The 25,522-nt window shown below is 57.2% G+C and carries 25 protein-coding genes and 1 tRNA gene; 10 read left to right on the top strand and 16 right to left on the bottom strand.

Annotation, left to right across the window (positions count from 1 at the left end; all coding sequences use genetic code 11):
• Nucleotides 1-618: 618 nt before the first annotated feature.
• From I6L46_RS08440 to I6L46_RS08385, 12 genes are all read right to left on the bottom strand, one after another.
• Nucleotides 619-1,581, bottom strand: coding sequence for a site-specific integrase (locus tag I6L46_RS08440; RefSeq protein WP_216977872.1), 963 nt, complete (start codon nt 1,579-1,581; stop codon nt 619-621).
• 137 nt (nt 1,582-1,718) lie between these two features.
• Nucleotides 1,719-2,915 (bottom strand): tyrosine-type recombinase/integrase, encoded by a 1,197-nt coding sequence (locus I6L46_RS08435; RefSeq protein WP_254203145.1) that lies wholly within the window; start codon nt 2,913-2,915, stop codon nt 1,719-1,721.
• Nucleotides 2,916-3,627: 712 nt separating this feature from the next.
• The gene (locus tag I6L46_RS08430; RefSeq protein ID WP_254203144.1) at nt 3,628-4,935 is read right to left on the bottom strand and encodes a site-specific integrase; all 1,308 of its coding nucleotides are present in this window, start codon (nt 4,933-4,935) and stop codon (nt 3,628-3,630) included.
• 83 nt (nt 4,936-5,018) lie between these two features.
• Nucleotides 5,019-5,106, bottom strand: a tRNA-Ser gene (locus tag I6L46_RS08425).
• A gap of 145 nt (nt 5,107-5,251) precedes the next feature.
• Nucleotides 5,252-5,869 carry a TPM domain-containing protein gene (locus I6L46_RS08420; protein ID WP_005337196.1) on the bottom strand — a complete coding sequence of 206 codons (618 nt, stop codon included), beginning with the start codon at nt 5,867-5,869 and terminating at the stop codon, nt 5,252-5,254.
• A gap of 20 nt (nt 5,870-5,889) precedes the next feature.
• Complete coding sequence (locus tag I6L46_RS08415) at nt 5,890-6,615, bottom strand: YgcG family protein (RefSeq protein WP_005351128.1); 726 nt, start codon at nt 6,613-6,615, stop codon at nt 5,890-5,892.
• On the bottom strand, nt 6,612-7,202 hold the full coding sequence (locus I6L46_RS08410; RefSeq protein WP_005346564.1) for a LemA family protein: 591 nt from the start codon (nt 7,200-7,202) through the stop codon (nt 6,612-6,614). The genes I6L46_RS08415 and I6L46_RS08410 overlap by 4 nt, the downstream gene beginning before the upstream one ends.
• Before the next feature lie 85 nt (nt 7,203-7,287).
• Complete coding sequence (mepA, locus tag I6L46_RS08405) at nt 7,288-8,025, bottom strand: penicillin-insensitive murein endopeptidase (protein ID WP_103251755.1); 738 nt, start codon at nt 8,023-8,025, stop codon at nt 7,288-7,290.
• Entirely contained in the window at nt 8,019-8,924 is a 906-nt protein-coding gene (locus I6L46_RS08400; RefSeq protein ID WP_216977870.1) for an amino acid ABC transporter permease, read from the bottom strand. Before I6L46_RS08400 ends, mepA begins: the two co-directional genes overlap by 7 nt.
• Nucleotides 8,924-9,745 carry a transporter substrate-binding domain-containing protein gene (locus tag I6L46_RS08395; protein WP_058058418.1) on the bottom strand — a complete coding sequence of 274 codons (822 nt, stop codon included), beginning with the start codon at nt 9,743-9,745 and terminating at the stop codon, nt 8,924-8,926. The genes I6L46_RS08400 and I6L46_RS08395 overlap by 1 nt, the downstream gene beginning before the upstream one ends.
• A 2-nt stretch (nt 9,746-9,747) precedes the next feature.
• Nucleotides 9,748-10,545: an amino acid ABC transporter permease gene (locus I6L46_RS08390; RefSeq protein WP_216977869.1), complete on the bottom strand. Its 798-nt coding sequence runs from the start codon at nt 10,543-10,545 to the stop codon at nt 9,748-9,750.
• Nucleotides 10,538-11,308, bottom strand: a complete 771-nt coding sequence (locus I6L46_RS08385) for an amino acid ABC transporter ATP-binding protein (RefSeq protein WP_075115892.1) — start codon at nt 11,306-11,308, stop codon at nt 10,538-10,540. The genes I6L46_RS08390 and I6L46_RS08385 overlap by 8 nt, the downstream gene beginning before the upstream one ends.
• A gap of 106 nt (nt 11,309-11,414) precedes the next feature.
• Here I6L46_RS08385 and I6L46_RS08380 point away from each other — a divergent pair, with 106 nt between their 5' ends.
• Both I6L46_RS08380 and I6L46_RS08375 read left to right on the top strand, forming a co-directional pair.
• Complete coding sequence (locus I6L46_RS08380) at nt 11,415-11,957, top strand: hypothetical protein (RefSeq protein WP_216977868.1); 543 nt, start codon at nt 11,415-11,417, stop codon at nt 11,955-11,957.
• Nucleotides 11,958-12,173: 216 nt separating this feature from the next.
• Nucleotides 12,174-12,455, top strand: coding sequence for an RNA-binding protein (locus tag I6L46_RS08375; protein WP_005337180.1), 282 nt, complete (start codon nt 12,174-12,176; stop codon nt 12,453-12,455).
• Nucleotides 12,456-12,525: 70 nt separating this feature from the next.
• Here the strand turns inward: I6L46_RS08375 and I6L46_RS08370 are convergent, their stop codons facing one another.
• Nucleotides 12,526-13,425 (bottom strand): aldo/keto reductase family oxidoreductase, encoded by a 900-nt coding sequence (locus I6L46_RS08370; protein ID WP_139411973.1) that lies wholly within the window; start codon nt 13,423-13,425, stop codon nt 12,526-12,528.
• 147 nt (nt 13,426-13,572) lie between these two features.
• Between I6L46_RS08370 and I6L46_RS08365 the strand changes: the two genes are divergently transcribed.
• The 3 genes from I6L46_RS08365 (at nt 13,573) to ltaE (ending at nt 15,901) form a co-directional block, all read left to right on the top strand.
• Nucleotides 13,573-13,980, top strand: coding sequence for a helix-turn-helix transcriptional regulator (locus tag I6L46_RS08365; protein ID WP_005351138.1), 408 nt, complete (start codon nt 13,573-13,575; stop codon nt 13,978-13,980).
• A gap of 87 nt (nt 13,981-14,067) precedes the next feature.
• Nucleotides 14,068-14,769 carry an SDR family oxidoreductase gene (locus I6L46_RS08360; RefSeq protein ID WP_129503856.1) on the top strand — a complete coding sequence of 234 codons (702 nt, stop codon included), beginning with the start codon at nt 14,068-14,070 and terminating at the stop codon, nt 14,767-14,769.
• Nucleotides 14,770-14,881: 112 nt separating this feature from the next.
• A complete protein-coding gene (gene ltaE, locus I6L46_RS08355; protein WP_216977867.1) occupies nt 14,882-15,901 on the top strand; it encodes a low-specificity L-threonine aldolase in 1,020 nt (339 codons plus the stop codon).
• Between the two features lie 89 nt (nt 15,902-15,990).
• Here ltaE and I6L46_RS08350 read toward each other — a convergent pair whose 3' ends face one another.
• Genes I6L46_RS08350 through I6L46_RS08340 form a run of 3 tightly spaced genes read right to left on the bottom strand, consistent with a single transcriptional unit; the run spans nt 15,991 to nt 18,446 of the window.
• Nucleotides 15,991-16,422, bottom strand: a complete 432-nt coding sequence (locus I6L46_RS08350) for a PAS domain-containing protein (RefSeq protein WP_216977866.1) — start codon at nt 16,420-16,422, stop codon at nt 15,991-15,993.
• A gap of 8 nt (nt 16,423-16,430) precedes the next feature.
• Nucleotides 16,431-17,453 (bottom strand): response regulator, encoded by a 1,023-nt coding sequence (locus I6L46_RS08345; protein WP_216977865.1) that lies wholly within the window; start codon nt 17,451-17,453, stop codon nt 16,431-16,433.
• Between the two features lie 54 nt (nt 17,454-17,507).
• Complete coding sequence (locus I6L46_RS08340; protein ID WP_129503858.1) at nt 17,508-18,446, bottom strand: LysR family transcriptional regulator; 939 nt, start codon at nt 18,444-18,446, stop codon at nt 17,508-17,510.
• 861 nt (nt 18,447-19,307) lie between these two features.
• Here I6L46_RS08340 and I6L46_RS08335 point away from each other — a divergent pair.
• The 5 genes from I6L46_RS08335 to I6L46_RS08315 all read left to right on the top strand — a co-directional run bounded on the left by I6L46_RS08335 (nt 19,308) and on the right by I6L46_RS08315 (nt 25,270).
• A complete protein-coding gene (locus I6L46_RS08335; RefSeq protein ID WP_013723827.1) occupies nt 19,308-21,260 on the top strand; it encodes a bifunctional diguanylate cyclase/phosphodiesterase in 1,953 nt (650 codons plus the stop codon).
• Nucleotides 21,261-21,403: 143 nt separating this feature from the next.
• Nucleotides 21,404-22,969 (top strand): AbgT family transporter, encoded by a 1,566-nt coding sequence (locus I6L46_RS08330; protein WP_005351146.1) that lies wholly within the window; start codon nt 21,404-21,406, stop codon nt 22,967-22,969.
• Between the two features lie 71 nt (nt 22,970-23,040).
• Nucleotides 23,041-23,766 carry an oxygen-insensitive NADPH nitroreductase gene (nfsA, locus tag I6L46_RS08325; RefSeq protein WP_216977864.1) on the top strand — a complete coding sequence of 242 codons (726 nt, stop codon included), beginning with the start codon at nt 23,041-23,043 and terminating at the stop codon, nt 23,764-23,766.
• A gap of 191 nt (nt 23,767-23,957) precedes the next feature.
• Nucleotides 23,958-24,722 (top strand): hypothetical protein, encoded by a 765-nt coding sequence (locus I6L46_RS08320; RefSeq protein WP_005337161.1) that lies wholly within the window; start codon nt 23,958-23,960, stop codon nt 24,720-24,722.
• Nucleotides 24,716-25,270 carry a VOC family protein gene (locus tag I6L46_RS08315; protein WP_216977863.1) on the top strand — a complete coding sequence of 185 codons (555 nt, stop codon included), beginning with the start codon at nt 24,716-24,718 and terminating at the stop codon, nt 25,268-25,270. The genes I6L46_RS08320 and I6L46_RS08315 overlap by 7 nt, the downstream gene beginning before the upstream one ends.
• The last annotated feature ends 252 nt before the right edge of the window (nt 25,271-25,522 follow it).

Genomic DNA, 25,522 nt, shown 5'->3' with positions numbered 1-25,522 from the left:
GCAGCAGCCAGCACCCTGCTAGATCCGGTGCGCGGGTGTTCTGAAATGATTGCCAAAATTTCGTTTAGAATTTTCATCTATTTCCTCTATGTTGTTAAACAATATGGTGCCTTTTCGGCTGTCATAAATTCTGCTGGTTAGATACTGGTTGTGATGTAAACGCCCTCGATTGATCAGCACCAAGCGATGTTATGGCTGCGTTTTGTGTAATAACAAATAATCATCTAAACATTTTTTATGTCTGGTATTTCGCCATCAATATGGATGACCGTCACCGATATATAGGCATCAAGGTAGTTCCTCCTCGTGCCTCGTCAGACTCCACCTTGACCCCTATATTCGGCTCCTTTGTCATGCCATATTAATCGCTTCATACCCTCCATAAAAATGGGTTCTCCACCCCACTCCGGTCGCTGCGCAACCTACGGGGGTTCCGGGTTCGCTACTCTCACCACACCCACATTCTTACGTTCGTAAGAATGTTTTACCCCGCGTTCTTACGCTGTGTTGGCTCTGCGTTCTTACGGTTGCGGCGAAGGCGTTCTTACGGTTGCGCCGCAGGGGGATTTGCCAGCCCTGCTGTGATAGCAGCAAGGCTGTCCCCCTGTAGCCGCTCCCTTATCGGGAGAAGTCGTCATCGGCATCGCGATGCCGATTGATGAATGCCGCCATGCCTCTCGGCGTTGTTGGGGAAGTTGAATCTGCGCTCGGCGAAGGCTCAGCCACTGTTGTGGGTGTAGCTACCTGGCGATAAGTTGTGTTATCCGCAGAAAGCTCGGCGTGCGTTGTCCTGATATGGCTCAGGTCAGCATCCGCTGGGCAAGTGGGTAACACGTTACCATTAGCGGATTTACGATTGCCGTATTTGTCCACAGAAGACGTTGCCTGATGACCCATGATGTAGGCAATGCGCTGCCGGTCGAGCCCGGACGCTTTGAGCTCAGAGCCCATCTGATGGCGCCAGCTGTAAAAGGTCGGCAGCGATTTTCGCGTCGGCCAGAGTTTTTTGCCCGCCGCACGCAGCTTGTCCTGCAATGAGCCAATTTTTGCTTTCTTTGCCTCGGTCACCATAAGTTGCAATTCTTCTGGCGAAAGAGTGTTAAACTGTAAGACCCGATCTGCACCACGTTTGCCATTATGACTTTTTTTGGCTCCGATAACGGTGAGCCGATTACCCTGCGCAGTTATGGTGGCTAGTTCAGCAGGTCTTATCCCCGCGCGCATAAACAACAACATGGCCGCCAACATAGCTTTGTCATTACGCGCCTTAAAATACTGAATCAGTGCAACGAGGTCATCATTCTCGATCTTTTTAACTCTTTTTTGTTTTGTCTTAACCGGTATGTCTGGCCTACTCAGGGCTTGAATTCGCTCGGCCGCGTCGGGAAAATTCAACAATCGCTGATGATATACCAGTGCACAGCGCAGTTTTCGCCAATAGCCTGGACTGCATTCTAAAGCGCGAACCAACAATTCATCTGCAATGTTTTTTGCTGTGATGTTGAGGCCCTTTTTCTTTAGAATTTCATAATGATTTTTTGCCAGTCTTTCATATTCCTTTTCCGTTGCCTGTGTAGCCATTCGGTCATCTCCCAGAGCGCTTGAATAACGCCTTCTTTAGATAGTGGGCAGGATTTCCCCACCCACGACGTGGATCCATTTATTAAAGGTGCGATTTAATTTTAAATTAATGCTGAATGCGTGATGTAGACAGTGATTTACTGCGCCACAGATATTCGCTGCATTAAAATACTCATCAATCTCTGCATGACAGCAGGAGTTGCCAGTAATGTGTCGACATCGAATTCGCTTTCAGTTTTTTTATCTTCAGTTTTTGGATTACTGCTCGGCACAGTAACTTGAGCCTGCTGACCAGCCATACAGGCATTAAATACCGTGTCAGCCCTACCCCTATAATCAGGGGCGTCCTCCATCAACCACTTGCCATAATGGCGTACCACCATTTCCGTACCGGTGTGCCCCATCTGACGGGCTATCCACTCGATGCTGATCCCCGCCGAGAGCAGTTGGCTTGCATAGGTGTGCCGAAATTGAGATGGCCCCCGATAACGCACCCCAGCAGCCTGACAGAACGGCCTGAAAAACCGCTCACGGAACTCATCAACCGAGGCATAACTGCGCCTTTTGGCGCTGTAGTAAGCCAGCAGGGTGCGTTGTTCACTCATCTGAGTGCGATTGTCCGACCTCGTGACCGTAATCTTCTTAGCCTTACGATGCTCCGCTAGCCTCATCAAGGTTTTGAGAGATCCAACAGCCTGTTCTGACAGCTCTATCGTGCGAATAGATCCCCGGGTTTTGGGCGTTTTGTACTGCCCATCAACCAACGCAAGGTCAACCAATAAGGTCTTCTTGTCGAGATTGACCGCCTCCGCACTGACCGCCATTAACTCACTGATGCGCAGACCCGTAGAGATACCGAGTTGGATGAGTGACACCTCCAGCAAATGGGTGCTTTTCAGGGCGAGAAATGCCTTAATTTCGTATTGATAAAATGGATCAGGTTCGTCCACCTCAAATTTGCATTTTTTAATGCCATCCATTGGACTGGTATGAATAACACCATCGCTGACAGCTCGTGCAAAGACTTGTCTCAATATATCCAAATATTGGTTAATGGTATTTCCTTTATATTTTTTGTTGCAAAATTTCACTACGAGCAGTTCAATGTCACTCGCACGATATGACGTCAGCGGTTTATCACCAATCCATTTTATCAACTGTTCTGCTTTACGCTTCGAAATGTCATAGGTTGTCTGCGCATACTGGTATTTTTTGATTTCCAGGTGCTGACGAATGGCTGCCGCCAGTGAATGCTCATCAACAATGACTGAACGCACAGTGTTGTGTTTAGTGTTTTGTTTTTGAACGGTCCTTTTATTGGTTTGTTTGTTCATAATTACCCTCATTACAGTTATAAATACTCCTTCAATTACAAAAACAGCAATAGCAAAACGTGATGCTCACGCATCGATACCGAGAGGGTAATAGTGCACCTAAAAATAGCGATATAAATTACTCTGTGACGCTATAAACAGATAAGTTTCACCTCAAAATCCTGTTAATTTGTCAAATGCCAAGTATACATTAGCGATAGCTGATGTCATTTAATCGATATAATCAAATGTTCCCGTCAGATTTTTACTCAACATTGCATCAAGCAAATACCATGTGTTATTCACTTCACCCGAATTTGGGTAATAACAACCCGTTCAGCGTATCGAAGATAGCTGTGATATTGGTGGTATTTTTTAAATCTGAAGGGGTGATAACCCTTGTTTGAACGAGATAAACGTGTCGGTGTGTTCTACGCCATATTCATTTCGTTTCGATCCTTCGTGTTTACTGTCGTTGTTATGTCCTTGTTAGCAGCTTTATCAGCATACTACAACGATTGAGGCCCACCTGTCAATGCAAATGACCCACAAAGAAAAATAAATGTCAACATGTTTTTATTGGGTTTTTTAAATATTTTCCAGTGCACTTAAAATCATTATAAATCATGAGGATAGGGCGCTACTCGCCCCATTAAACCGCCGAGAAATGCTCTCATATTGGTTTTTTCATGGGGGGTAGACAGCCCTGTTACCCAAAAAATATGCGTCATCTTTACGGTGATTTTCCCCCTGACAGCAGGTGGTGGGGTATCAGGTCGGTAGGAAGGGATTGGATTTTCTCATTCAGCAGCCTAATGTTCACACGTTTGCCATAGCGGCCAAACGTCAGGCCATTTTTACTGTGTCCCGCAAGTTCGGCCACAATATGCTCAGCAACGTCCGCCTGTTGCAGCTCATCGATAAACGTGTGTCTCATCCCGTAAATGGTGGGGCGGCCCTGACCTACGATGCCAGCATCATTGAGGTGGCGTTGGAAGCGACAGGTGATGTTATGCGCCCAGTCGTCGTCTTTGCCTGATGGTTGGTCATCGAACAAAAATACCTTCCCTTGACTGCGACGACTCTCCACATAGTCCAGGAATTGATGTCCAATCAACGCACTATGCAACGGCACGGTACGGTACGCATTGGCAGTTTTGAGCTGTTGATCCGCCTCTCCCGCATCGACCATCAGACACCAAATCCCCTCAACCTGTTTGATGTTCTGAGTTTTGAGCTGGCAAGCCTCGGAGGGTCGCAGCCCGGCATACAGGCACAGCAGGGGCACCCACCAGTCTTGAACTCTCAATTTTTTGCCTTTCTGGGATTGTTTGCTGCGCAGGCTGGCAAACAGCTGAGCCAGTTGAGGGCGATGCCAGCGCACTCGCTCCTCATCCGCCCGTTTGTGCGGCTTCTTGCCTGCCGACAACCCATCAAAAGGGTTACGGCTGCAATAGTCCAGCGCCACGCACCAACGGAAGAACTGTTTCAGGGCGGCGAGGTAATCTCCTTTGGTTTTGAAACTGAGGTTGGTCTTGCGCAGCAAGCTGTTGCGGTACTCCTGCGCCAGAGCGGGCGTCACCTCATCGACTTTAACCCCTTTGGCCCAGGTGACGAAGGCGTTGATCCGAAGTTGGAGCTGGCCCACCGACCTATGCTGGATCCCCTCACTGGTTTTAGTCTCGATGAATCTCGCCAATGCGTGGGTGAGCATGATCCCACTGCTGGGGCAAGCTGGGGCATCAACAGAAGGTTCACGAGGTGTGGAAGGTGTTTGAGGAGGGATGAACCCCGCTGCTTTGAACGCGTCTAGATCGGCGCGGATCCAGCGATAGAAACTGCGGGGGGCAGTATCGGCAGGAGTAGCCGCGATAAGTGCACGAGTACGAGCTGCCACTGCCAGGTTGCGGTCTACGGCGAGCTGACGATCTTTGGTGCAAAGGGAAGTACGGATAGCGAAGGGCAAGCCACGGTCACGTAATGACTTAGGCAGCGGGAGACGAGTGTAGTAGGTGCCGGAGGCATTTTTACTCAGATACATGATTGTTCCACCCAGTTGATCCAGGAAAAAAATCACGTAAGTCTAGAAATGAAAAAACCCGTTGAAATTCAACGGGTTATATTTGGCGGTGAGGGAGGGATTCGAACCCTCGATACGTTGCCGTATACACACTTTCCAGGCGTGCTCCTTCAGCCACTCGGACACCTCACCAATTTTTCGTTCGCTGCGCTGTTGCGCTGGAACGGGGCGTAATTTAGGGGAAAGGGCTGTGTGGGTCAACCTCTTTTCCCCTTATTTTTCATAATCTTTTCCGAATGCCTAACCCTTGTGCAGAATGCCGGTTTTTTAAACCGGATCAGGGCTTGTCGAGGATGATCAGACTGTCCGGCAGCTCGTTTTGATCCCGGGTGGCCGGGAAGGCATCGGTCAGAATGGCGCTGACGCGCTCCACGCACTCCAGAAAACCCTGTTCGATCTCCTTGTTGCGCACTCGCGCCACGAAGTCGTCGATGATCTCCTGCCACTGGCCGTTGTCGATATGCTGGGCGATGCCGTCATCCACCAGTATTTCTACATAGTGCTCGGCGGCCGAGACGAAGATCAGCACCCCGAGCCGGTCGCGGGTGCGGTGCAGCCCCTGCTCGACAAATTGCAGGCGAGCCATCAGGGCCGCCCGGTGCTGGCGAACCTTCTTCGGGATGAGCCGCATCTTGATGGGGGTCCAGTGGAACAGCAGGCTCAGCAGCAGCCAGACCGACCACTGCACCAGCAGGATTTCGTACCAGCCGAGCCAGAAGCCGAGCTGGAACACCAGCAGCGGCGTGAGCATCGCCAGCAGCGCCGCCCAGAGGGTGGGAATGTAGCGATAGCCATCGCTGGCCGGGGCCAGCACGGTGACCAGTTCAGCATCAGTCTCTAGCTCCGCTTCGCGCACCTTGGCCTGAAGCGTGTGGAAGAACTGTTTAGAAATCATGATTTGTCTCTTTACTCCTGTTACCAGCCACCGGAGGCTCCGCCGCCGCCAAAACTGCCGCCGCCACCGCTGAATCCGCCGCCAGAGCGACCACCAAAGGAGCCGGCACCCAATCCACCGGCCATGTAGGTCGACCGACGTCGTCCTCCCGGCCCACCGCCACCACCCCCGCGCAGGTTGTGGAGCACGATCATCGCAATCACCACCAGAATAAACAGCCAGGGGCCGCCACCGTTGTCACTCTTCGGCTGCTCGACCGGCTGATATTCTCCGGCGAGTGCCTTCATGATGCTCTGGCTGCCCGCCATGATCCCGGCCACCATATCGCCGCGCTTGAAGGCGGGCAGGATGCGGCCATGGATGATGTTGGCTGCGATGGCGTCGGGCAGGGCGCCTTCCAATCCATAACCTACCTCGATCCGCACCTTGCGCTCATCCTGGGCGATCAGCAACAGCACGCCATTGTTTTTGCCTTTCTGGCCGATCCCCCAGTGGCGACCGAGCTGGTAGCCGTACTCCTCGATAGTCTCCCCATCGAGGCTGTCGACGGAGACCACCACCAGCTGGATGCCGCTGCGCTTTTCAAAGGCGGCCAGCTGTTGGGTCAGTTGATGGGCCTGTTTGCGGGACATCAGACTGGCTTCATCCACCACCCGTCCGCTCAGCGTCGGGAAGTCGGGTGCCGCTTGCAGGGCACTGGCCCAGAGCAGCAGACAGGGAAGAAACCAGCGCAGCATCATCTTCATTGGAAGCTGACCTTGGGCGCCTCATCGGCACCGGGTTTGGCACTGAAACTGGGTTTGGCTTCCAGATCCGAGTAGAGCAGCTTGGACCAGATAACGCCGGGGAAAGTGCGGATCTCGGTATTGAACTGGCGTACCGCCTCGATATAGTCGCGGCGAGCCACCGAGATGCGGTTCTCGGTTCCTTCCAGTTGGGCCTGCAGTGCAAGGAACTGCTGATCCGCTTTCAGCTCGGGGTAGCGTTCTACCACTACCATCAGGCGGGAGAGGGCGCTGGAGAGCTGGTTCTGCGCCGCCTCAAACTCCTTGAGCTGGGCAGGATCGCTGACCTGCACGCTGCCGACCCGGGCACGGGCATCGGTGACCGCCTTTAGGGTCTCCTGCTCATGGCTGGCGTAGCCCTTGACGGTGGCGACCAGATTGGGAATGAGGTCGGCGCGGCGCTGATACTGGTTCTCCACCTGCCCCCAGCTTGCTTTAACCTGCTCATCCAGGGTCGGAATGTTGTTCATGCCGCAGCCGGTCAGGCCGAGCAGCAGGGTCAGGGTCAACAGGCTCTGCGTGGTTCTGCGCCAGAGTGATGTGGCCATCTTGTTGTTCTCCTTTGGTATTTCGAGTCGATAGTGCGCCATGGATGGTGTACGACCAAGAGTGCACCACCATACCAGCTTGGGGTCAGTTGCCACAACGCGCAGGTAGCTCAGGTCGCTTGTTGATGCCGGAGACCTTGGGTAACTGGGGCTTGTCTTTTAGCCAGGAGGCCAGCTCTTCCCCGCAGCCATTGCCGGGCGGAATGGGAGCCTGGGGCTCGCAATCGGGGCTGCCTGCCGGGCAGCGCAGCCGTACGTGGAAGTGGCTGAAGTGGCCCACCCAGGGGCGCAGCTTGGCGACCCAAGGTTCGTTACCAGCCTGTTGGCAGACCGCGGATTTGATCACCGGATTGACGAAGATGCGGGCCACCTCGGGTTTGCTGGCCGCAAGCCGCAGCAGGGTGAGCTGCTGGGGGCCAAAGCGGCCCGGTAACATCTTGTAGCTGGGTTCGTCGATCAGCGCCCACTCCTTGGGGGCATCCTGCTCCCATTTGCTGATGGGACGGTTGGCCATGCGAAACCAGATATCGGCATCAAGTCCGGTCTGATGGCTGCGATGGCCAGAGGTAAAGGGGCCGCCACGGGCCATCGCCAGATCAGCGATGTAGAGATCTGGCAGCCCGGCCATGCGGGTCTGGTTGGCCAGCGCTTGCAGATAGTGGATGAGGTCGGGGTGGCCGTAGTAGCGCAGCCGCTTGGTGCGGATCACCTGATAACCCGGCCCTTCAAGGGGCAGGGATACGCCGTTTTTCAGGCAACCGGCGGCATAACCACCGATGGCTTCCGCTTGCAATACGGTCGCCAGCAACAGGGACGTCAGCATGTGCGTGCTCCTTGTCTTGCTTCGAGTCGGCTCAGCAATACGAACAGACTCAAACATATAAATAAATAGGCCGCGGCCACCAGCAGCCAGATCTCGTAGACCAGTCCGCTGGAGTTGGCCATCTCGGTGCCGACGAAGGTGAGCTCCTGCACCGAGATAAGGGAAACGATGGCGGTATCCTTCACCAGCGCGATGAGCTGCCCGGTGAGGGGGGGCAACATCAGCAGCATGGCCTGCGGCAGGATCACATGGCGCAGCCGCACCCAGGGGGAGAGCCCGAGGCTCTGCGCCGCCTCCCACTGGCCACGGGGGATGGCAGCCAGCCCGGCGCGGACGATCTCGGCGACGAAGGCTGCGCTGATCATGCCAACGCAGAGGGTGCCTGAGATGAGGTTCTCCCAGCGGGCTGGTGGGCCAAACAGCGCCTCTTGCCACGGGGAGAGTGATACGGTGCCGAACCAGCGGGAGAGGCCGCTCGCAGGCAGCAGCTGGTTGGCGATAAAGAAGTAGAAGATGAAGATAAAGACCAGCGGCGGCAGATTGCGGATCAGCTGGATAAACAGGGTCGCGGGCATCACCAGCCAGGGGCGGCGGCTGAAGGCGGCTACCCCCAGCGCAGTGCCGAGCAGCAGCGCCAGCACCATGCCGAGCAGGGCGATGCGCAAGGTGGTGAGCAGACCGCTGAAAAAGTAGGGCAACTCGCCTTGAGGGCCGGGGGTGAACAGCAGGTCGAAGGCTTCATGCCAGCGCCACTGATAGGCCACCCCTATGTGCAGGCGGCTGGTCAGCCAGAGGCCAGCCAGCAGCAGGATCAGGGCGATCGCCCCATCCAGCCAGTTGATGTTCCGACATGCCCCACGGACGATGCGCCGGATGGTCTCTTTTAGAGCAATCAGCATCAGGGGTTGGCGACCTGCGCTTCCCACGCCAGCGACTTGAACCAGTAGTCATGGCGCGCCTTGAGCCAGCCATCGGCCTGACGGGCTGCGATCCACTCGTTGAACTGCTCAGCCAGGGCATCATCCCCCTTGCGCAGGGCAAAGCCTTCATCGCCTTGTGCCAACGGCTCGGCAAACGGCATAAAGAGGGCATCCGGGTGGCGCAGCGCCTCTTGCTCGGGTTTCGGGGAAGAGGAGAGGGCGCCGTGGGCGCGGCCGTTCAGCACCTCCTGAAATACCTGTGACTCGTCATCAAACTGGCGCAGGGTGGCCTTGGGGAAGTGTTCTTTTGCCACCTGTACCGGTGAGGCGCCACGACGTACCGCCAGGATCACCCCGCGCTGGTTGAAGTCCGCCACGGTTTTCTTCTCTTTGGCCAGGGTGCTGGAGGCGGCCAGCTGCACCCCCGAATGGGAGTAGGCCTGGGTGAAGCGCACGCTCTTCTCCCGCTCGGGGGTGATGGTGAGGCCGCCGATGATGACGTCATATTTTTTCGCCAACAGGGAGGGGATGATGCCATCCCAGGCGGTAGGCACGAACTCTACCTGCCAGCCGTTATCTGTGGCGAGGCGACGGGCCACGTCAATCTCGAAACCGATCAGGGCCCCCTGCTTGTCGCGCATCGCCCAGGGGGCGAAGGTGGACATGCCGACCCGCAGGGTACCGCTCTGCTCGATCTGTGCCTGGGTGTCGGAGGGGGCAGTTTGTGCCAGTGCCGGAGTGAGCAGGCTTGCCAGCAGCAGGGCTGCGCCCGACAGGGTGGTCTTGAATGACAGATTCATGGTTAGCGTCCTTGTTGATCCGGATTCAGGTGACGGGCCAGCGCCCTCGAAAAGGCTGACAGCGTCAGGGTTAACAGCAAATAGAGGGCAGCTACGGTAAACCACACCTCAAAGGTCAGAAACGTATCGGCAACCAGAGTACGCCCTTCGTTGGTCAGATCGAAGATGGCGATCACACTCACCAGCGCCGAATGTTTGATAAGGGAGACCAGCTCGTTGGTCAGCGGCGGCAAGGTGATGCGCACCAGCTGGGGCAGGATCACCTTGCGCAGGGTGATGGCCCGTGACAAGCCAAGCGACTGGGCAGCCTCCCACTGTCCTTTGGGAATGGCCTGTACACCTGCACGCAGCACTTCGGCGGTGAAAGCGCCCTGATAGAGGGAGAGGCTCAACACGGCGCAGGCAAGGGGGGCCAATCCCAGCATGGGGCCCAGCAAGAAATAGAGAATATAGAGCTGCACCAGCTGGGGCGTGGTGCGCACCAGCGCCAGATAGGCGATGGCGAGCCAGGGGCCGAGCCGGGAGGGAAGCAACCGCAGGCTGACCACGCACACACCGACCGCCATCGTGCCCAACAGACTGAGCAGCGCCACCTGCAAAGTGACCAGCAGGCCGTTTAGCAAGGGGCCGGCATAAAAGGTTCCCTCATCCCACTCGCCGAGAAAGGGCAACACCCGCGGCCACTGCCACTCATAGCCCATCTGGCGAGCGCCGCTATAGAGCGCCCAGCCCAGTAGCGCAGAGAGCATCACAGTGCCTGACAACCAGCCGAGCAGGCGGGGACGATTGAGCCTAGCCATGATAGCTGAGCACCTGTTCGAGGAAGGCCCGGGTGCGCGGGTGCCGGGGGGCGTTGAACAGCTGGGCGGGCGGGGCCGACTCGATGATCTTGCCCTCGTCCATAAAGAGCACCCGATCCGCCACCTGACGGGCAAAGCCCATCTCGTGAGTGACGCAGATCAGGGTCATCCCCTCGTCAGCCAGCTCGCGGATCACATCGAGCACTTCGCGGATCATCTCGGGGTCGAGGGCGGAGGTGGGTTCGTCAAACAGCATCAGCTCGGGTTGCATGCAGAGGGAGCGGGCGATGGCGACCCGCTGCTGCTGGCCGCCGGAGAGCTGGTGTGGGTACTTGTCGGCCTGTGCCTGAATGCGCACCCGCTCGAGCAGCCCGAGCGCCCGGGCTTTGGCCTCCTGAGGGCGCAACCCCAGGGTATGCACCGGTGCCACCATCAGGTTTTCCAGCACCGTCATATGGGGGAAGAGGTTGAACTGCTGAAACACCATGCCAACCCGACCTTGCAGGCGGCGCAGGTAGGAAGGGGTCACCGGCTCGCCAAACAGGAACAGCTGGCCGTCGTCGATCCCCTCCAGCCCGTTGATGGTGCGGATCAGGGTCGATTTTCCCGAGCCTGACGGGCCACAGATAACCCACTTCTCTCCCCGTTCAATGGTGAGATCGATGTGATGAAGAGCCTGAAAGTCGCCATAGAATTTGTCGACGCCACAAAAGCGCACACAGGGTTGCGAGCTGGTCAAGAAGCGGGTCCCACTGAGAATCATTTACGCCATGGTATTGATTTTATAGGGGGATGACAAAGAAAACCCCCTTGTCAGCATCCTGATGGCTATTCACAATGGCGCCATTTCGTGATGACAGGAGCTTTTCATGCGTATTACATCCTTGCTTGCCGGTTCCCAGGTGCAGCTGTTGATGCCGCCAGCGGTTCGCTATCGCTGCGTCATTTTTCTGCTGTTGCTGGTGAGTTGGGGCGTGGTGGCGGCCTCCTTGTGGGATGGCTGGGGCGCCATGGCGCTGCTCAACTGGGTGGGCCTGGTCTTTGGTGGCATCACCGGGATCATGGTGTCGCTGCCCCGCAGCTGGCAGCCCTGGCGCCTGGCGGAGCTGGGGTGGGATGAACAGCATATCTATTTGCTCAATGGCAACAAGGATGAGGCGCTGGCGCTGCCCCGCAGCCAGCTGGTGGCGCTCGAACGGGAGCGGCGAGTGGGTCACGACGGCCAGTGGCTCGACTTCAGCCTCGATCTGCAACTGAGTGAAGAGGAGCTGGCGACGGCTATGGCCTTGCTGGATCTCAAGGCGGGGGAGCTCCATCTGGTGAGCCCGTCGGTCTATCGCTTCGGCTTTAAACGGGCCTGGCACGGTCGCCGGATGCTGGCGCAACGGTTGTCAGATCTGCAATCGGCCTGAGTCGACTATTTTCTCGACAATTCCCGGCAAAGCTCAGATACTGCCAGTGACTCGAATTGATCTTGTCTGCACTGTTAACCCAAGAGATCAATCACTTGACGACAGTGTGGAGAAGGCCACGGCATGAAGCCATGGCAGGTCCGGCATAGGGGTTGTGCCCTTACCGTTATGCTGGGAATTGCATAGAGAAGGCACCTTGAATCGAGAGTGGATGGCATGAAGATTTACGTAGGAAATCTGTCGTACCGGATGACGGCCGACGAACTGAAAACCCTGTTCAGCCAGTTTGGACAGGTCGACAAGGTTGATATCATCATCGACCGCGATACCGGCCAGTCAAAGGGGTTTGGTTTTATTGAAATGCCGGTCAATGGTGATGCCGAAAAGGCCATCGCTGGTCTGCATGGCACAGAAGTCGGTGGCCGTACCATCACCGTCAACCAGGCCAAACCGAAGACAGATGCTCCCCGTGGTCGCCCGCAACAGCGCCACCGCTAAGGTACCTCGGCAATAAAAAACGGCATGGGTTTCCCCCATGCCGTTTTTGTTTCTGGACGTTTTGCTGTTATCAGGGGACGTCGTAACCGAGCGCCGCCTTGCGGATGCGGAACCACTGCTGGCGATTGAGGGCGATGGATTCGGCGGCCACGGCGGCAGCAATCCGCTCCCGCTTGCCGGAGCCAATCAATGGCAGCGGCTGGCTTGGCAGCATCATTACCCAGGCGTAGACCACCTGCTCGATAGTCTGGGCGCCCACTTCCTGACGGATCTGCTCCAGTTCGGCACGCAGCGGGGCATAGGCGTCATCGCTGAACAGTCGGCCGCCGCCGAGACATGACCAGGCCATCGGCTTGATGCCAAGCTGCTGGCACTGATCCAGGGTACCATCGAGGGTCCCTTCCTGATGAAGCGGCGAGATCTCCAGCTGGTTGGTGACCAGCGGGAAGGGGAGGCGCGATTGCAGTAGCTCGAACTGACGGGCGGTGAAGTTGGATACCCCGGCGTGCTTGATCTTGCCCGCCTGTTTCAGGGTGATAAAGGCATCGGCCACTTCATCTGCGTTCATCAGGGGATCCGGGCGGTGGATCAGCAGCAGGTCCAGATGGTCGGTGCCGAGCTTGCGCAGCGAGGCCTCGGCGCTGGCGATGATATGGTCCTTGCCGGTGTTGTAGTGGTTGAGAGCATGCTCTGGCTTGGCGGTGAGGGCGATACCGCACTTGGTGACAATCTCCATCCGGCTGCGCAGGGAAGGCTCGAGGCGTAGGGCGTGACCAAAGGCCTCTTCGCACTGGTAGCCACCATAGATATCGGCGTGATCGATGGTGGTGACCCCCAGATCCAGATGATATTTCATCAGATCGAGCAGAGCGGCCGGAGAGAGCTGCCACTCCATCAGGCGCCAGTAACCCATGATGAGGCGAGAGAAGGTGGGGCCTTGCGGATGCAGGGCGACACGGGATACAGACATGGTTGACTCCTTGAAAAACACGATGCGAAAACGATGTGCAACATAGATGACTGCGGGCATCTTGGCCTCATGTGGCTGGCAAAGCAATAATGGGCAGTGGCATGATTCGAACTTTGGTTCTGATCGCAGAGTAGGAGAGAGAGTTGGATGGAAGGATTTGCCGAGCGCTTGCAGAGCCTGATCGGGGAGATGAGCGTGAGCGCGTTTGCCCGCAAGGTGGGGCTCAGTGAAGCGCTGATCCGCAAATATTTGAAGGGAGCCGAGCCTGGCCTGGCGCGGGCCAACCAGATCGCCATGGGGGCCAACTGCTCGCTGGAGTGGCTGGCAACCGGCTGCGGTTATCTCTACCGTCAGGCTGAAGTGGTCGACAGGGAGGCGCTGGCAGCGGCGCAGCTACTGCTGGGCGAGCAGCAACCCGGGGTGGGGCTGCCCGATGAGGAGGCACTGGTCACCCTGCTCGCCTATTACCAGTTTTTGCGCACCCACAAGAAAGCGGACGGTTTTCTCGACTTGGCGCTGGCGCGGGAGTTTGGTCGCCATCTGGGGGAAGCGTGATGAGGGGCATATTACCCTTTGGTCGTGTCACGGCCGGTTGATTATTCTGATACGCTCTAAGCAAGATAACTCTCCATGGAATGGGCGATGAGCTACTTGATCCTCGGAAGCGGTGCGCTGGGCTCGGCGCTGGCAAGAGAGCTGATGGCAAGGGGGGAGTCCTTCCTTCTGGCCGGGCGCACCTATCCAAAAGGGATCGAGATGGGGGCCTTCTTCCCGCTGCAAGAGGTGGACGCCATCTCGTTCGACGCCCTGTTTACCCTCTACGACACCGATCCGCTCCCCACCGTGGTAATCAACACCATCGGCCTGTTGCACGATGTCAGCTTTATGCCGGAGCGGCGGGTCGAAGAGGTGCACCCCAAGTGGCTGTGCGACAGCCTGCTGGCCAATGCCTGGCCAACACTGGCGCTGGCTGCCCGTTTCAGTCGGTTGATGGGCAATGACCATCCGCTGTGGCTCTGTGCCATCTCTGATCTGGCGGGCTCCATCACCTCCAATCTGGAGGGGGGACGTTACAGCTACCGGATGAGCAAGGCGGCCCTCGACATGGGGGTGAAAACTCTGGCCCTCGAGTGGGCGCAACGTTTCTCGCAAGCGGGGGTGGTGGCGGTGGCGCCCGGCTTGATGGACTCCCCGATGAACACCCCCTTTCTGAGCGAGTTGCCTGCGGAGCAATTGCAGGAGCCTGCCGAGGTGGCGGTGAAACTGCTCAATCTCATCAAGGGGTTATCGTTGACCCAATCGGGTCAGCTACTGGATCTCAACGGTCAGCCGCTGCCTTGGTAAATCCCGCCTGCGGGTTCTATGGACGTCTATTGGCTTCACATTCTGCTCATGCGCCCCTTGCCAAGCGAGGGGCGCATGGCTAACGTCACTCTCCTGTTTCAGGAGGGATCTCATGCGCTATATCGATTTACGAAGTGACACCGTCACCCAGCCTACTGACGCCATGCGTCAAGCCATGCTCCACGCCGAAGTCGGTGACGATGTCTATGGTGAAGATCCGGGCGTCAACGCGCTGGAGGCCTTTGGGGCCAGATTGCTGGGCAAACAGGCGGCGCTGTTTGTGCCGTCCGGCACCATGTCCAATCTGTTGGCGGTGATGAGCCACTGTCAGCGCGGTGAGGGGGCCATCCTCGGCAACGCCGCTCACATCTATCGCTATGAAGCGCAGGGGAGTGCCGTGCTGGGCTCCGTAGCCCTGCAACCCTTGCCGATGCAGCGCGATGGCACGCTGGCATTCGATGATATCAAGGCTGCGCTGGCCCCTGATGATGCCCACTTCGTCCAGACTCGCCTGATCTGCCTTGAGAACACCCACAACGGCAAGGTGCTGTCGCTCTCCTATCTGCAGGAGATGGGGGCATTTGTTGCTGAACGTGGCTTGAAGCTCCATCTCGATGGCGCACGGCTTTTTAACGCCGCCGTGGCCAGCGAGACCCCGGTCGAGGTGATCGCCGCTCCATTTGATAGCATCTCGATTTGTCTCTCCAAGGGGTTGGGCGCACCGGTGGGCTCGCTGCTGGTGGGCAGCCACGATTTCATCGCCCGTGCGCGCCGCCTACGCAAGATGCTGGGAGGTGGCATGCGTCAGGCGGGGATTCTGGCGCAAGCCGGTCTGTTTGCCCTCGAGCAGCATGTGACCCGCCTGGCCGATGATCACCGCCGTGCCAAACGGCTGGCCGAAGGGTTAGCTGCACTCCCGGGCATCGAGCTCGACCTCTCGCTGGTGCAGAGCAACATGGTGTTCCTGCGGCTGCGTGAGGGGGAGTCTGCCCCTTTGCTGGCCTTTATGAAGGAGAGGGGGATCCTCTTCTCCGGTTACGGCGAGCTGCGGCTGGTGACCCATCTGCAAATCAACGATGACGATATTGAAGAGGTGATCGACGCCTTCACCGAGTATCTCGGAGCGCGTTGAGACGGCTGGTGAGGTAGAGGTTATACCAAGACCTGTTCATACCGAAATAACAGAGGGCGCCGCGGCGCCCTCTGTTATTTGCTGCAAGCTCAAGCCTGCCGCTGGCCGCTCATCAGCATGGCCTCATCGGTGGCGTCGTAGATCATCACCGCGATATGGGTTACCTGACCGCCGAAATCGGCCAGTGGCACCAGGGTCAGGTTCTGGAACATATGGGGGGCCGAGCCGGTAATGGGGCGATAGTTGGAGAAACGTAGCAGATAGGGCTTCTGCTCCCAGGTGCTGAAGGCGCGGTTGTTGAGTTTGAAGACCATGTTGGCCTTGCGTTCGAACCAGGCTCTGTCCACATTGGGGAAGAGCTCGAACAGTACGCCATCGCGCACGTCACTGGCCAGTCGGCCGCTGTGGCTCTCCATAAAGCCGTTCCACACCTGAACCTTGTACTCCTTGTCGAGCACCACCAAGCCTACGTCCAGGTTCTGGACTATGTTCATCAGCCAATGAAATTCACGGATTTCCATAGTCACTCCTAGAGCATGTGCATGATTTTGTTGTTCATGGTGGCGATGGAATCTTCGGTAAACAGCAGCAGCAGATCACACTGCACCGCGTAATCCTGGATCCGGTAGTTGATCTCGATGGCGAGCGTGCGGCGCCAGCGACTTTTGTTGGTGTTGATCAGCTCGTTGATGGGTCTGTGCTGGCCGAGCACCACCGGGTGGCCCTGACTGAAGGGGGTGTCGAGCTGGTTGGCGTAGCCGCGCAGGAAGGCGCCGATCAGCACGTTGGCGGTATCCATCAACAGCTCCAGTTCGGCGGTGCGATCCAGCGTTCCCTGATGGTTCATCAGCTTGGCCAAATCTTTGAAGCTGGAGTCATGGAACAGGATCAGCGCTTCGCCGGCGATCCCCGCCCCGATAAAACCCTGACAGACGGCGGAGAGGGTATCTGAATCCGCAGCGGCCGAGAGGGCCATGTGCAGCTCGGAGACCTCCAGCACGTTGACGTTGGGGATAGGCAGTACCACGAAGGCGTTGAGCAGACGAGCCAGCAAGTCGGCTGCCTGACCCATGGAGACGTTGGCCAGCTCCTGATAGACATCGCGGATTTCGGGGGTGATCTTGACGCCTGCATCGGCTACCACGCCGCTTGTCAGCTGCTCGGGGGCGCTTGGTTGAGCGCTCGGGGCGGCACTCCAGAAATCATGCTTTTTGAGCAGGGCGAGCAGGGTTTCGGGGGCGGCGGGTTTCTTGATGAAATCGAGCGCCCCCAGCCCCATGACCCGTTGATAGGCCTCTGGCTGGATATCCCCGGAGACCACGATCACCTTGTTGCGTAGCCCCTCCCGTTGGAGGGTCTCCAGCACGCCGTAACCGTCCATCTCCGGCATGGTCAGATCGAGGAAGATGAGATCGCCATGACCCATCAGCACCTGTTCGATCCCTTCGAGACCATTGGCTGCGTAGTGCAAATCGACTTTCCAGTCGGCCGGGAGCGCCCGCGCCAGCTGTTTGCGGGCGAACCCGGAGTCATCACATATCAATACATTCATGGCGTTAGGCAGGCTCTGTTGGCAAGGGATGCTATAAGTGTGGCCCGCTAACGGTCAGATGCAATGGGTGAGGCTATCACCTTGTGAAAATTGGTTGTCCCACTGCCGATTGCGATAGCGTGCTGAGTATTTTTCAACAAATTCAACGAACATCTTAACACGCAACGGAGCGAACTGGTGCTGGCAACACAACATGTAGAAGGGGCGATTGCCGGTTTGCCAGTCGGTCAGTACCGGCACCAGCTGCTCGTCATGGAGGAAGCTGCTCAGATAGTGCAGCGGGGCATTGACGATCCCCAGATGACGCCGGGCTGCACGTACCGCGGCCTGGGTCTGGTTGACGGTCAGTTTGGCGCTGCGTTTGATGCAGACGCTCTGGCCATCCTTGTCGGTCAGCTGCCAGTGCTGGTGAGGCCAGCAGTAGATGAGATCATGCTCTTCCAGCTGGTTGGGGTGGGAGGGAGTGCCCTTCTTGGTCAAATAGAGTGGTGAGGCAAACAGGCCGTACTCGATATGGCCGAGACAGATCGCATTGGGCAGCGACTGGGGCAGCTCACCATTGAAGAACACCAGATCCCGATCATTGTCGAACAGGTGCTGGTGATCATTGGTCTGGGTGATATCGAACTGTACCTCGGGATAGTGCAGCCCGAATTCGGCCAGCATATCGATGAGAATGGTGTTGGAGAGTGCGATCGGCGCAGCTATCCGGATAAGCCCGTTGATATCGGCCTCTTGACCCTGGATCTCGCTGGTGGCCTGCTCGATTTGTGCGAGTGGCGTGCAGAGACGTTCGTAGTATCTGAGGCCATCATCGGTAAGGCGGAGCTTGCGGGTAGAGCGATGTAGCAGGGAGCAACCCAGTTGCTCTTCCAGCTGGGAAATGCGTCGACTGATGGTGCCTGTTGGCATGCCCAGTGCGGCTGCAGCGTGGGAGAATCCTCCCTCTTGCACCACCTTGACGAACAGGTAGAACTCTTCGATGTGCTTCATAAACGCTGTTCTGGGTGTAACAAGGGGGCAACCATAAAAAGAGCGTTCCGGGTTGGCAAGGGTAATTCAGCGTTTAATTGATCTGGATTCGATTTCTGTTGATACCAGTTCTCCACCCGCCCGTCATCTCAGTTTCCCCGAGCTGGTGATTATTCCGGCACGATGCCAAATGGTACTGCGGCAGTGATGTTTGCCATATGCCCTGATTTGTTCCGCTATAACCGCAGGCGAAGGCCGATATTGCAACCTGATGGAAGGGCGCCGGGTTGCTCTGCGTACTCAGCCGGGGTGGTTTGCCATCCACTGCCAATGTGATGCAGATCATATATTCGGGTTTTGCTCATTGCCTGTTGAAAAATGAATTTGGGGTATATCAATTCCGCCTTAGTGAACTATTTTTGTCCGTTTTGGCGTTTTTTTGGCTGTTTATCCATCCGCTTGGTTAATTAATGGAAGCTTTGTGACAGAGAGTGATGACTATTTCCACCATTGATTTAAATGTTAATAACAAATTTATCGCAGCAAATATGCAATTGCTCTTTCAAGGTCTCGAGTGGATAGCTCTTAGTGCTTGTTTTTACTGGGGAAAAAAGTTAAAAATCGACTATATGATTTGCCTGGATTAACAGGGTCCTTGGCTGAGTCCTTTGTAGTATTGCCGTACAGGCTGCCCTGTTGTTGATATCTGAAATAGTTTTGTCCGCTCTTGGCTATGTGAAAAGGGATAATGGCCGAGAGGTATTTGCACCTTGCATTCTGCAGCTAGCGGTTTGCCAGATCTGTTTTCCGGTTAACCAGTGACCATCCAGCATGAATGACCTTGACCAGATGAATACGCTTGACGAACGGTTACTGAAGACGATGGATGTTCTGCATACCCCGATCTGGGTTTATGACATCGAGCATCACCATATTTTCTGGGCAAACAGCGCCGCGCTCTCCGTGTGGGAGGCGACGTCTCTCGACGAACTCTGCTCCCGCGACTTCTCTGCCGATATGGCAACCGCCATCGATCTGCTGTTGCAGCGCTATCTGGGTGATTTTCAGCAGGGGCGCAGTTACAACGAGTGGTGGACCCTCTCCCCAAAGGGGGTCAAGAAGCAGATCTATCTGCGCCTCTCCGGTATTCAACTGGCTGGCCGGCTGATGATGATGACCGAAGCGGTGCTCGACTCCGATACCCTCTATCAGGAGTCCTCGCTGGCAACCGGCGATACCCTTGCCTGCCTGTTCGATAGCCATGGTGTGTTCGAGAGTGGTAACTATCACTTCGAAATGTGTTTCGGCCACCAGATCGCCAAGCTCTCCCAGGTTTTCTCCGGCAATGATGACAGCTTCTACCAGAAGCTCTCCCGTCTCGATGAAGTGGTGACCGAGGGGGAGTGCCGAACCCTCAAGGGGATGCGCTGGTTCCAGTATCAGTTCCGCTATATCCAGCAGGGGGCCCGCATTCTGCTCACCATGCGGGATATTACCGATCGCAAACTCGAAGAGCTGGAGCATCGCCACCTCGCCTGGCACGACTCCCTGACCGGCCTGCTCAATCGGTATGGCTTGATGAAATCCCTCGAGGCCTATTGCGGGCTGGGGGAGCGTTTCGCGCTGGTGTTCATGGATCTGGACAACTTCAAGCTGGTCAACGACAACTACGGCCACAAGGCGGGAGATCGCCTGCTGGAGCGGGTCGCCGGTCGCCTCAAACAGATTTGCCCGCGGGATGTGGAGCTGGCTCGCCTCGGTGGCGATGAATTCACAGCACTGGTGCCGCTGGGCAATCAGGGGGATCGGGCGCAAGAGGTGGCCGATCAGATGCTCTCCCAGATGACCAAGCCGCTGCAACTGAGCGGGCTGCCGGAGGTGACCATCGGCGGCAGTATCGGTATCGCCATCTATCCAGATGATGCGGATGACGGGGACAACCTCATCACCCGTGCCGACATGGCCATGTATCAGGCCAAGCAGATGGGGCGGCTGCGCTGGCAGCGTTTCACCCCCAGCATGCAGCAGACCCTGCAGCGCAAGCTCAATCTCAAACAGTTTCTGGCCAAGGCCATCGGCCGTCAGGAGCTGAGCCTCTGTTACCAGCCGCAGGTCGATGCCGCCAAACGGCGTCTGATCGGTTACGAGGCGCTGCTGCGCTGGTACAACCCGGTGCTCGGCCATGTATCGCCGGTGGAATTTATCCCGCTGGCCGAAGAGATGGGGCTGATCCGCGAGATCGGCAGCTGGGTGCTCTCCACCGCGCTGGCACAGGTAGCCAGCTGGCAGAAGCGCTTCCATCAGCGGGTGCCGGTCTCCGTCAACCTCTCCGGTTTCCAGCTCTCGTCGGCGCTGCCCGGGCAAGTTCGCCAGCAGCTGGAGCTGCACGGGGTGGATGCCTCCCTGTTGACGCTGGAGCTGACCGAAACCGTGCTGATGCTCGATATGAAGGGGTGCCTCGGTATTCTCGACGATTTGAGCGAGCAGGGGATCAAGATTGCCATCGATGATTTCGGTACCGGCTACTCCTCGCTGGCCTATCTCAACCGGTTGCCGATCAACAACATCAAGCTGGATCGCTCCTTCGTGGTCGGTCTCAACTTGCCGGTGATCCGGGCGACTGCGGCCATGGCCACCAATCTGGGGTTGGGGATCATGGCGGAAGGGGTGGAGGAGCCTCACGAGCTGGCCGCACTGCAGACCCAGGGGTGCCATGTGTTCCAGGGATATCTGTTCAGCAAGCCGCTGACTGTGGCGCAAGTCGAGGCGAGCGGTTTCGTGGTGGAGTGCCAGGTCGGGCGTTATCCACTGCTAGATGCCGTAATGGCAGAGTAACAAGTGTGCGTTAGGCCACAACTTGGAATTTTATTCCGCAATAATTAATCAAAATTAATCATTCTTTTGCGATCGGTCATGAGACGGATTGGCTGGAGTTGCTAGCATGCGACCTCGTTTCTAGGGAAAGGAGTATCGCAATAATGAGTCATGCTGCTGTCAATGACCGTCCGGCCAGCCCTCCCAAAGGTTGGCTGAACCGTTTCCTCAATGGCGTCGAGAAAGCCGGGAACAAATTACCCGACCCCGCCATGCTGTTCCTCTACGCCTTGCTGATCGTCTGGGTCGGCTCCTGGGTGTTGTCACAATTCCAGTTTGATCTGGTCAACCCCCGTACCGGGGAGGCGGTAGTGGTCAACAACCTGCTGACCGGTGCCGGTCTGGCCGAGTTTCTCTCCACCATGGTGACCACTTTCACCGGCTTTGCCCCGCTGGGGATCGTGCTGGTGGCCATGCTCGGGGTCGGGGTGGCCGAGCAGTCCGGTTTTATCAATACCGGTCTGAAAAAGTTGCTGAAAGTGACGCCTGCCCGTTTTCTCACTCCCATGCTGATCCTGGTGGCGATCGTCAGCCACACCGCCGCAGATGCGGGTTATGTGCTGGTGATCCCCATCGGTGGCATCATCTTCCACGCTGCCGGACGCCATCCGCTGGCGGGGATCGCCGCTGCCTTTGCCGGCGTTTCCGGCGGTTTTGCCGCCAACTTCCTGCCCTCCGGCGGGGATGCGCTGCTGCAGGGTTTTACCCAGTCCGCCGCTCAGTTGCTCGATCCTGACTACATGGTCAACACCCTGTGCAATATCATCTTTACCGGTGCCTCTTCGTTGCTGATCATCTGCGTCGGCTGGTTCATCACCGAAAAGGTGGTGGAGCCGCGCCTCAAGCATGTGGCGCTCAACGAGGATCTGGAGAGTGCCGACGAGATGGGGCGCTACAGCGCGCAAGAGAGCCGAGCCTTCAACTGGGCCGGGTTTGCCATGCTGGCGGCTATCGTGCTGCTGGCTCTGGCGCTCTCCCCGAGCGATTCACCGCTGCGTGCTGCCGATGGCTCCCTGACCACCTTTGCCGCGCCGGTGATGAAGTCCATTGTGCCGCTCATTTTCCTGCTCTTTATCCTGCCCGGGATTGTCTACGGCTTTGTCGCAGGCAGCTTCAAGAGTGGCAAGGATGTGATCGATGCCATGTCGGCCACCATGAACAAGATGGGCTCCTACATGGTGATGGCCTTCTTCTGCGCGCTCTTTATCAAGGCGTTTGGTGACTCCAATCTGGGCACCCTGCTGGCCCTCTCCGGTGCCGAAGTGCTCCATGCGTTGGCGCTGCCCGGTGAGGTGACTATCGTCGGGATGATCCTGCTCACCGCCAGCGTCAATCTGGTAGTCGGCTCGGCCTCCGCCAAGTGGGCGCTGATCAGTCCGATCCTGGTACCCATGCTGATGGCGGTGGGGATCTCCCCCGAGCTGACCCAGGCGGCCTATCGGGTCGGGGATTCCGCCTCCAACATCATCACCCCGCTGATGGTCTTCTTCCCGCTGGTGGTGGTCTATTGCCAGCAGTATGTGAAGAGCACCGGGATCGGTACTCTGGTCTCCATGATGCTGCCCTACTCGCTGGCCTTCCTGGTGAGCTGGACGATTTTCCTGCTGCTCTACTGGGCGCTCGGCTTCCCGCTCGGGTTGCAAGCCCCTTACGTCTATCCGGCCCCTTAAGCTGGGTGTGCGAGGGTGCCTTGGGCTCCCTCGTTTTTTTCGCTATGGTGTTACCTCATTTTGGAGGTGCCATGAATCAGACCATCGATCTTATCCTTTCCCATCGCTCCATTCGTCAGTTCACTGCCGAGCCGATCGCCCCGCAGCAGCTGGATGCCATTCTCGCCGCCGCCCAGTCCGCCTCAACCTCGAGCTTTTTGCAGGTGACCAGTATTGTGCGAGTCTGCGAGCCCGAGGCGCGTCAGCAGTTGGCCATGCTGGCGGGCAATCAACCCTATGTGGTGCAGGCGGCCGAGTTTCTGGTGTTCTGCGCCGATTACCACCGCCACACCCAGATAGTGCCCGAGGCCCAGACCGGCTATGCGGAGCAGTTGCTGATCGGAGCCATCGACGGCGCCCTGATGGCGCAAAACGCCTTGCTGGCGGCGCAGTCGCTGGGGCTGGGCGGGGTCTATATCGGCGGCATTCGCAACCATCCGGCCGAGGTGAGCGAACAGCTCGGCTTGCCCCATCAGGTGATCCCGCTGTTTGGCCTCTGCCTTGGTCATCCTGCCCAGCAGCCGGAACAGAAACCCCGTCTGCCCAGGGGATTGGTGGTGCATCAGGAGCGCTACCAGCACGAGCAGGATCGCGGCCTGCTGGCCCAGTACGATCAGCAGATCGCGGACTACTATCAGGCCCGTAGCAGCAACAACAAGCAGCAGACCTGGAGCGGCCAGATCCGCGCCATTCTGGGCAAGGAGTCCCGCCCTTTTATGCTGGGATTCCTGCAATCGCGGGGCTTTAACCTCAAGTAATGGCGCTGATGGGCGATACTATGGGGAGGTGACCGTCATGGTCATCATCCCCTGATCCTGCAATCTCTCCCTGAGACCGGGGGCACAGCTTGGTGACAAATCGTGGGCAAGGGGGGATCTGCAGGCTACCTTAAGTGGGTAAGCTGTTGTAGGATCACGCAATTGGATAGGAACAGGGGTTTGGACATCCTATGATTTTAACTTTGGTATTGCTGTCTATCGGCGCACTCCTGTTTTTGGTTATCGCCTATAACGTGGTGCAGCAATATAAGCAGAAGGCAGAGGCGGACAAGCGTCACGCCGTTGCCAGACACAAGACGGTGGCCGACGAGACTGAAGAGGTGCTGCTGAACGTCAATCTGGTGCCTTTCTCCAAGAACATGGTGTTGCTGTTGCAGCACCGGATCCTCGATGCCTATCGCGCCATCGCCCAGGTGATGCCGAACAATCAGATCAAGCAGCGCATCGTTGATGTGCAGACCCAGATCAAGAATGTGCAGGAGAACTACAGCGTGCAGGATGAGGGTCAGTTCAAGACCCCGGAGTCCGATCGTCAGGCGATCCAGATGCTGCAGTTGGTCAAGAAGATGCGGGCCGTGCTGCGGGTCGAGCACAACAAGGGCAAAATTGACCCTCAGGGGTTTGCCCAGGAAGAGCGCCGCCTCGAGCTGATGCAGCTCAAGATCAACATCTCCAATCTGGTCAAGCGGGCGATGGATGCCCGCATTCAGGGCCAATATGGTACTTGCCGCCAGCTCTATACCAAGGGACTCTCTGCCATGGCGAGCGTGGGCGACAAGGATCCCTATCTGCTGGCCCGTGAAGAAGATATGCGTCAGGGGCTCAAGGAGCTTGAAGAGCTGCAGCAGCAAAATAGCGCGCAGGATCTGCAAAACATCAAGGACAAGGAAGCCGACGAGCTCGATGTCCTGTTTCAACCCAAGAAGAAATGGTAAGCATGTCCCACCCACTCGATTCCACACTGGGGCCAATGGCCCCATTTGTTTCTCAGCTGTTGGCCGAACTGGCCGCCACTGGCGTCACCATTTCCCGGCCAACGGTCGATCACTTCTGTTATCGGGCGGCTACCCTGCAGGAGTACCGCGCGCTATGTGCTGTGCTGGCTGAGGCGGGCTCCTTGCTGGTGGAGGGTATGATTGGCGGACGTCCCATCGCCACCTATCAGTTGCATCAGCCGCTGTTGGCTGGTGAGGTACAGGTACCCTGTATCGAGCTGGCTGCACCGAAACCGGGTCGCGTCCATCAGGCGGGGCTGGAACATATCGAGCTGGTGGTTACTTCACTGCAAGATCTGGTAGCGCGCTATCCCGAGCTGCCATTCAAAACCGGCAACATGCAGGATATCCGCAACCCCGATATTGGCCTGATGTTGCCCTCCGGCCAGATCAAGTTTCACCTGCGCCCGCTGGCTGAGGTGATCGCCGAAGAGGTGGCGATCGACGCTGTGGTCTCGGTGCCTGCGGATTATTTCGATCAGGAGTGATCCTGCGTTCAATGCGGTGCGAGCCTGACAAGGCTCTTGAATAACGCAGCAAAAGGGGTTACCGGTGTGACTAATACCAGTCAGTTAAGCCTGAATTATATTGTTTTTATTGGCTTTTTTCACACTGTGCCTCTGTGGCCTTGCCTTCAAGCCGCGGGTAACTTCGCTCCCTTCGTTTCGGTAACACAAGTGCCTTGGGGATGGAGTCGGGGGATGCGCCGCTACCGTTGCAAACTGTGTCTGCGCACCAAC

Origin of the sequence: Aeromonas sp. FDAARGOS 1416, from assembly GCF_019048085.1 — a bacterium.
Lineage (GTDB): Bacteria > Pseudomonadota > Gammaproteobacteria > Enterobacterales > Aeromonadaceae > Aeromonas > Aeromonas veronii.
Note: the sequence above shows the minus strand (reverse complement) of the source record. Positions and strands in the feature narration are given on the sequence as shown.

Coding starts and splice junctions, on each gene's coding strand:
- I6L46_RS08440 (WP_216977872.1), bottom strand. CDS start 1,581: ATGGCTACACAGGCAACGGAAAAGGAATATGAAAGACTGGCAAAAAAT.
- I6L46_RS08435 (WP_254203145.1), bottom strand. CDS start 2,915: ATGAACAAACAAACCAATAAAAGGACCGTTCAAAAACAAAACACTAAA.
- I6L46_RS08430 (WP_254203144.1), bottom strand. CDS start 4,935: ATGTATCTGAGTAAAAATGCCTCCGGCACCTACTACACTCGTCTCCCG.
- I6L46_RS08420 (WP_005337196.1), bottom strand. CDS start 5,869: ATGATTTCTAAACAGTTCTTCCACACGCTTCAGGCCAAGGTGCGCGAA.
- I6L46_RS08415 (WP_005351128.1), bottom strand. CDS start 6,615: ATGAAGATGATGCTGCGCTGGTTTCTTCCCTGTCTGCTGCTCTGGGCC.
- I6L46_RS08410 (WP_005346564.1), bottom strand. CDS start 7,202: ATGGCCACATCACTCTGGCGCAGAACCACGCAGAGCCTGTTGACCCTG.
- mepA (WP_103251755.1), bottom strand. CDS start 8,025: ATGCTGACGTCCCTGTTGCTGGCGACCGTATTGCAAGCGGAAGCCATC.
- I6L46_RS08400 (WP_216977870.1), bottom strand. CDS start 8,924: ATGCTGATTGCTCTAAAAGAGACCATCCGGCGCATCGTCCGTGGGGCA.
- I6L46_RS08395 (WP_058058418.1), bottom strand. CDS start 9,745: ATGAATCTGTCATTCAAGACCACCCTGTCGGGCGCAGCCCTGCTGCTG.
- I6L46_RS08390 (WP_216977869.1), bottom strand. CDS start 10,545: ATGGCTAGGCTCAATCGTCCCCGCCTGCTCGGCTGGTTGTCAGGCACT.
- I6L46_RS08385 (WP_075115892.1), bottom strand. CDS start 11,308: ATGATTCTCAGTGGGACCCGCTTCTTGACCAGCTCGCAACCCTGTGTG.
- I6L46_RS08380 (WP_216977868.1), top strand. CDS start 11,415: ATGCGTATTACATCCTTGCTTGCCGGTTCCCAGGTGCAGCTGTTGATG.
- I6L46_RS08375 (WP_005337180.1), top strand. CDS start 12,174: ATGAAGATTTACGTAGGAAATCTGTCGTACCGGATGACGGCCGACGAA.
- I6L46_RS08370 (WP_139411973.1), bottom strand. CDS start 13,425: ATGTCTGTATCCCGTGTCGCCCTGCATCCGCAAGGCCCCACCTTCTCT.
- I6L46_RS08365 (WP_005351138.1), top strand. CDS start 13,573: ATGGAAGGATTTGCCGAGCGCTTGCAGAGCCTGATCGGGGAGATGAGC.
- I6L46_RS08360 (WP_129503856.1), top strand. CDS start 14,068: ATGAGCTACTTGATCCTCGGAAGCGGTGCGCTGGGCTCGGCGCTGGCA.
- ltaE (WP_216977867.1), top strand. CDS start 14,882: ATGCGCTATATCGATTTACGAAGTGACACCGTCACCCAGCCTACTGAC.
- I6L46_RS08350 (WP_216977866.1), bottom strand. CDS start 16,422: ATGGAAATCCGTGAATTTCATTGGCTGATGAACATAGTCCAGAACCTG.
- I6L46_RS08345 (WP_216977865.1), bottom strand. CDS start 17,453: ATGAATGTATTGATATGTGATGACTCCGGGTTCGCCCGCAAACAGCTG.
- I6L46_RS08340 (WP_129503858.1), bottom strand. CDS start 18,446: ATGAAGCACATCGAAGAGTTCTACCTGTTCGTCAAGGTGGTGCAAGAG.
- I6L46_RS08335 (WP_013723827.1), top strand. CDS start 19,308: ATGGATGTTCTGCATACCCCGATCTGGGTTTATGACATCGAGCATCAC.
- I6L46_RS08330 (WP_005351146.1), top strand. CDS start 21,404: ATGAGTCATGCTGCTGTCAATGACCGTCCGGCCAGCCCTCCCAAAGGT.
- nfsA (WP_216977864.1), top strand. CDS start 23,041: ATGAATCAGACCATCGATCTTATCCTTTCCCATCGCTCCATTCGTCAG.
- I6L46_RS08320 (WP_005337161.1), top strand. CDS start 23,958: ATGATTTTAACTTTGGTATTGCTGTCTATCGGCGCACTCCTGTTTTTG.
- I6L46_RS08315 (WP_216977863.1), top strand. CDS start 24,716: ATGGTAAGCATGTCCCACCCACTCGATTCCACACTGGGGCCAATGGCC.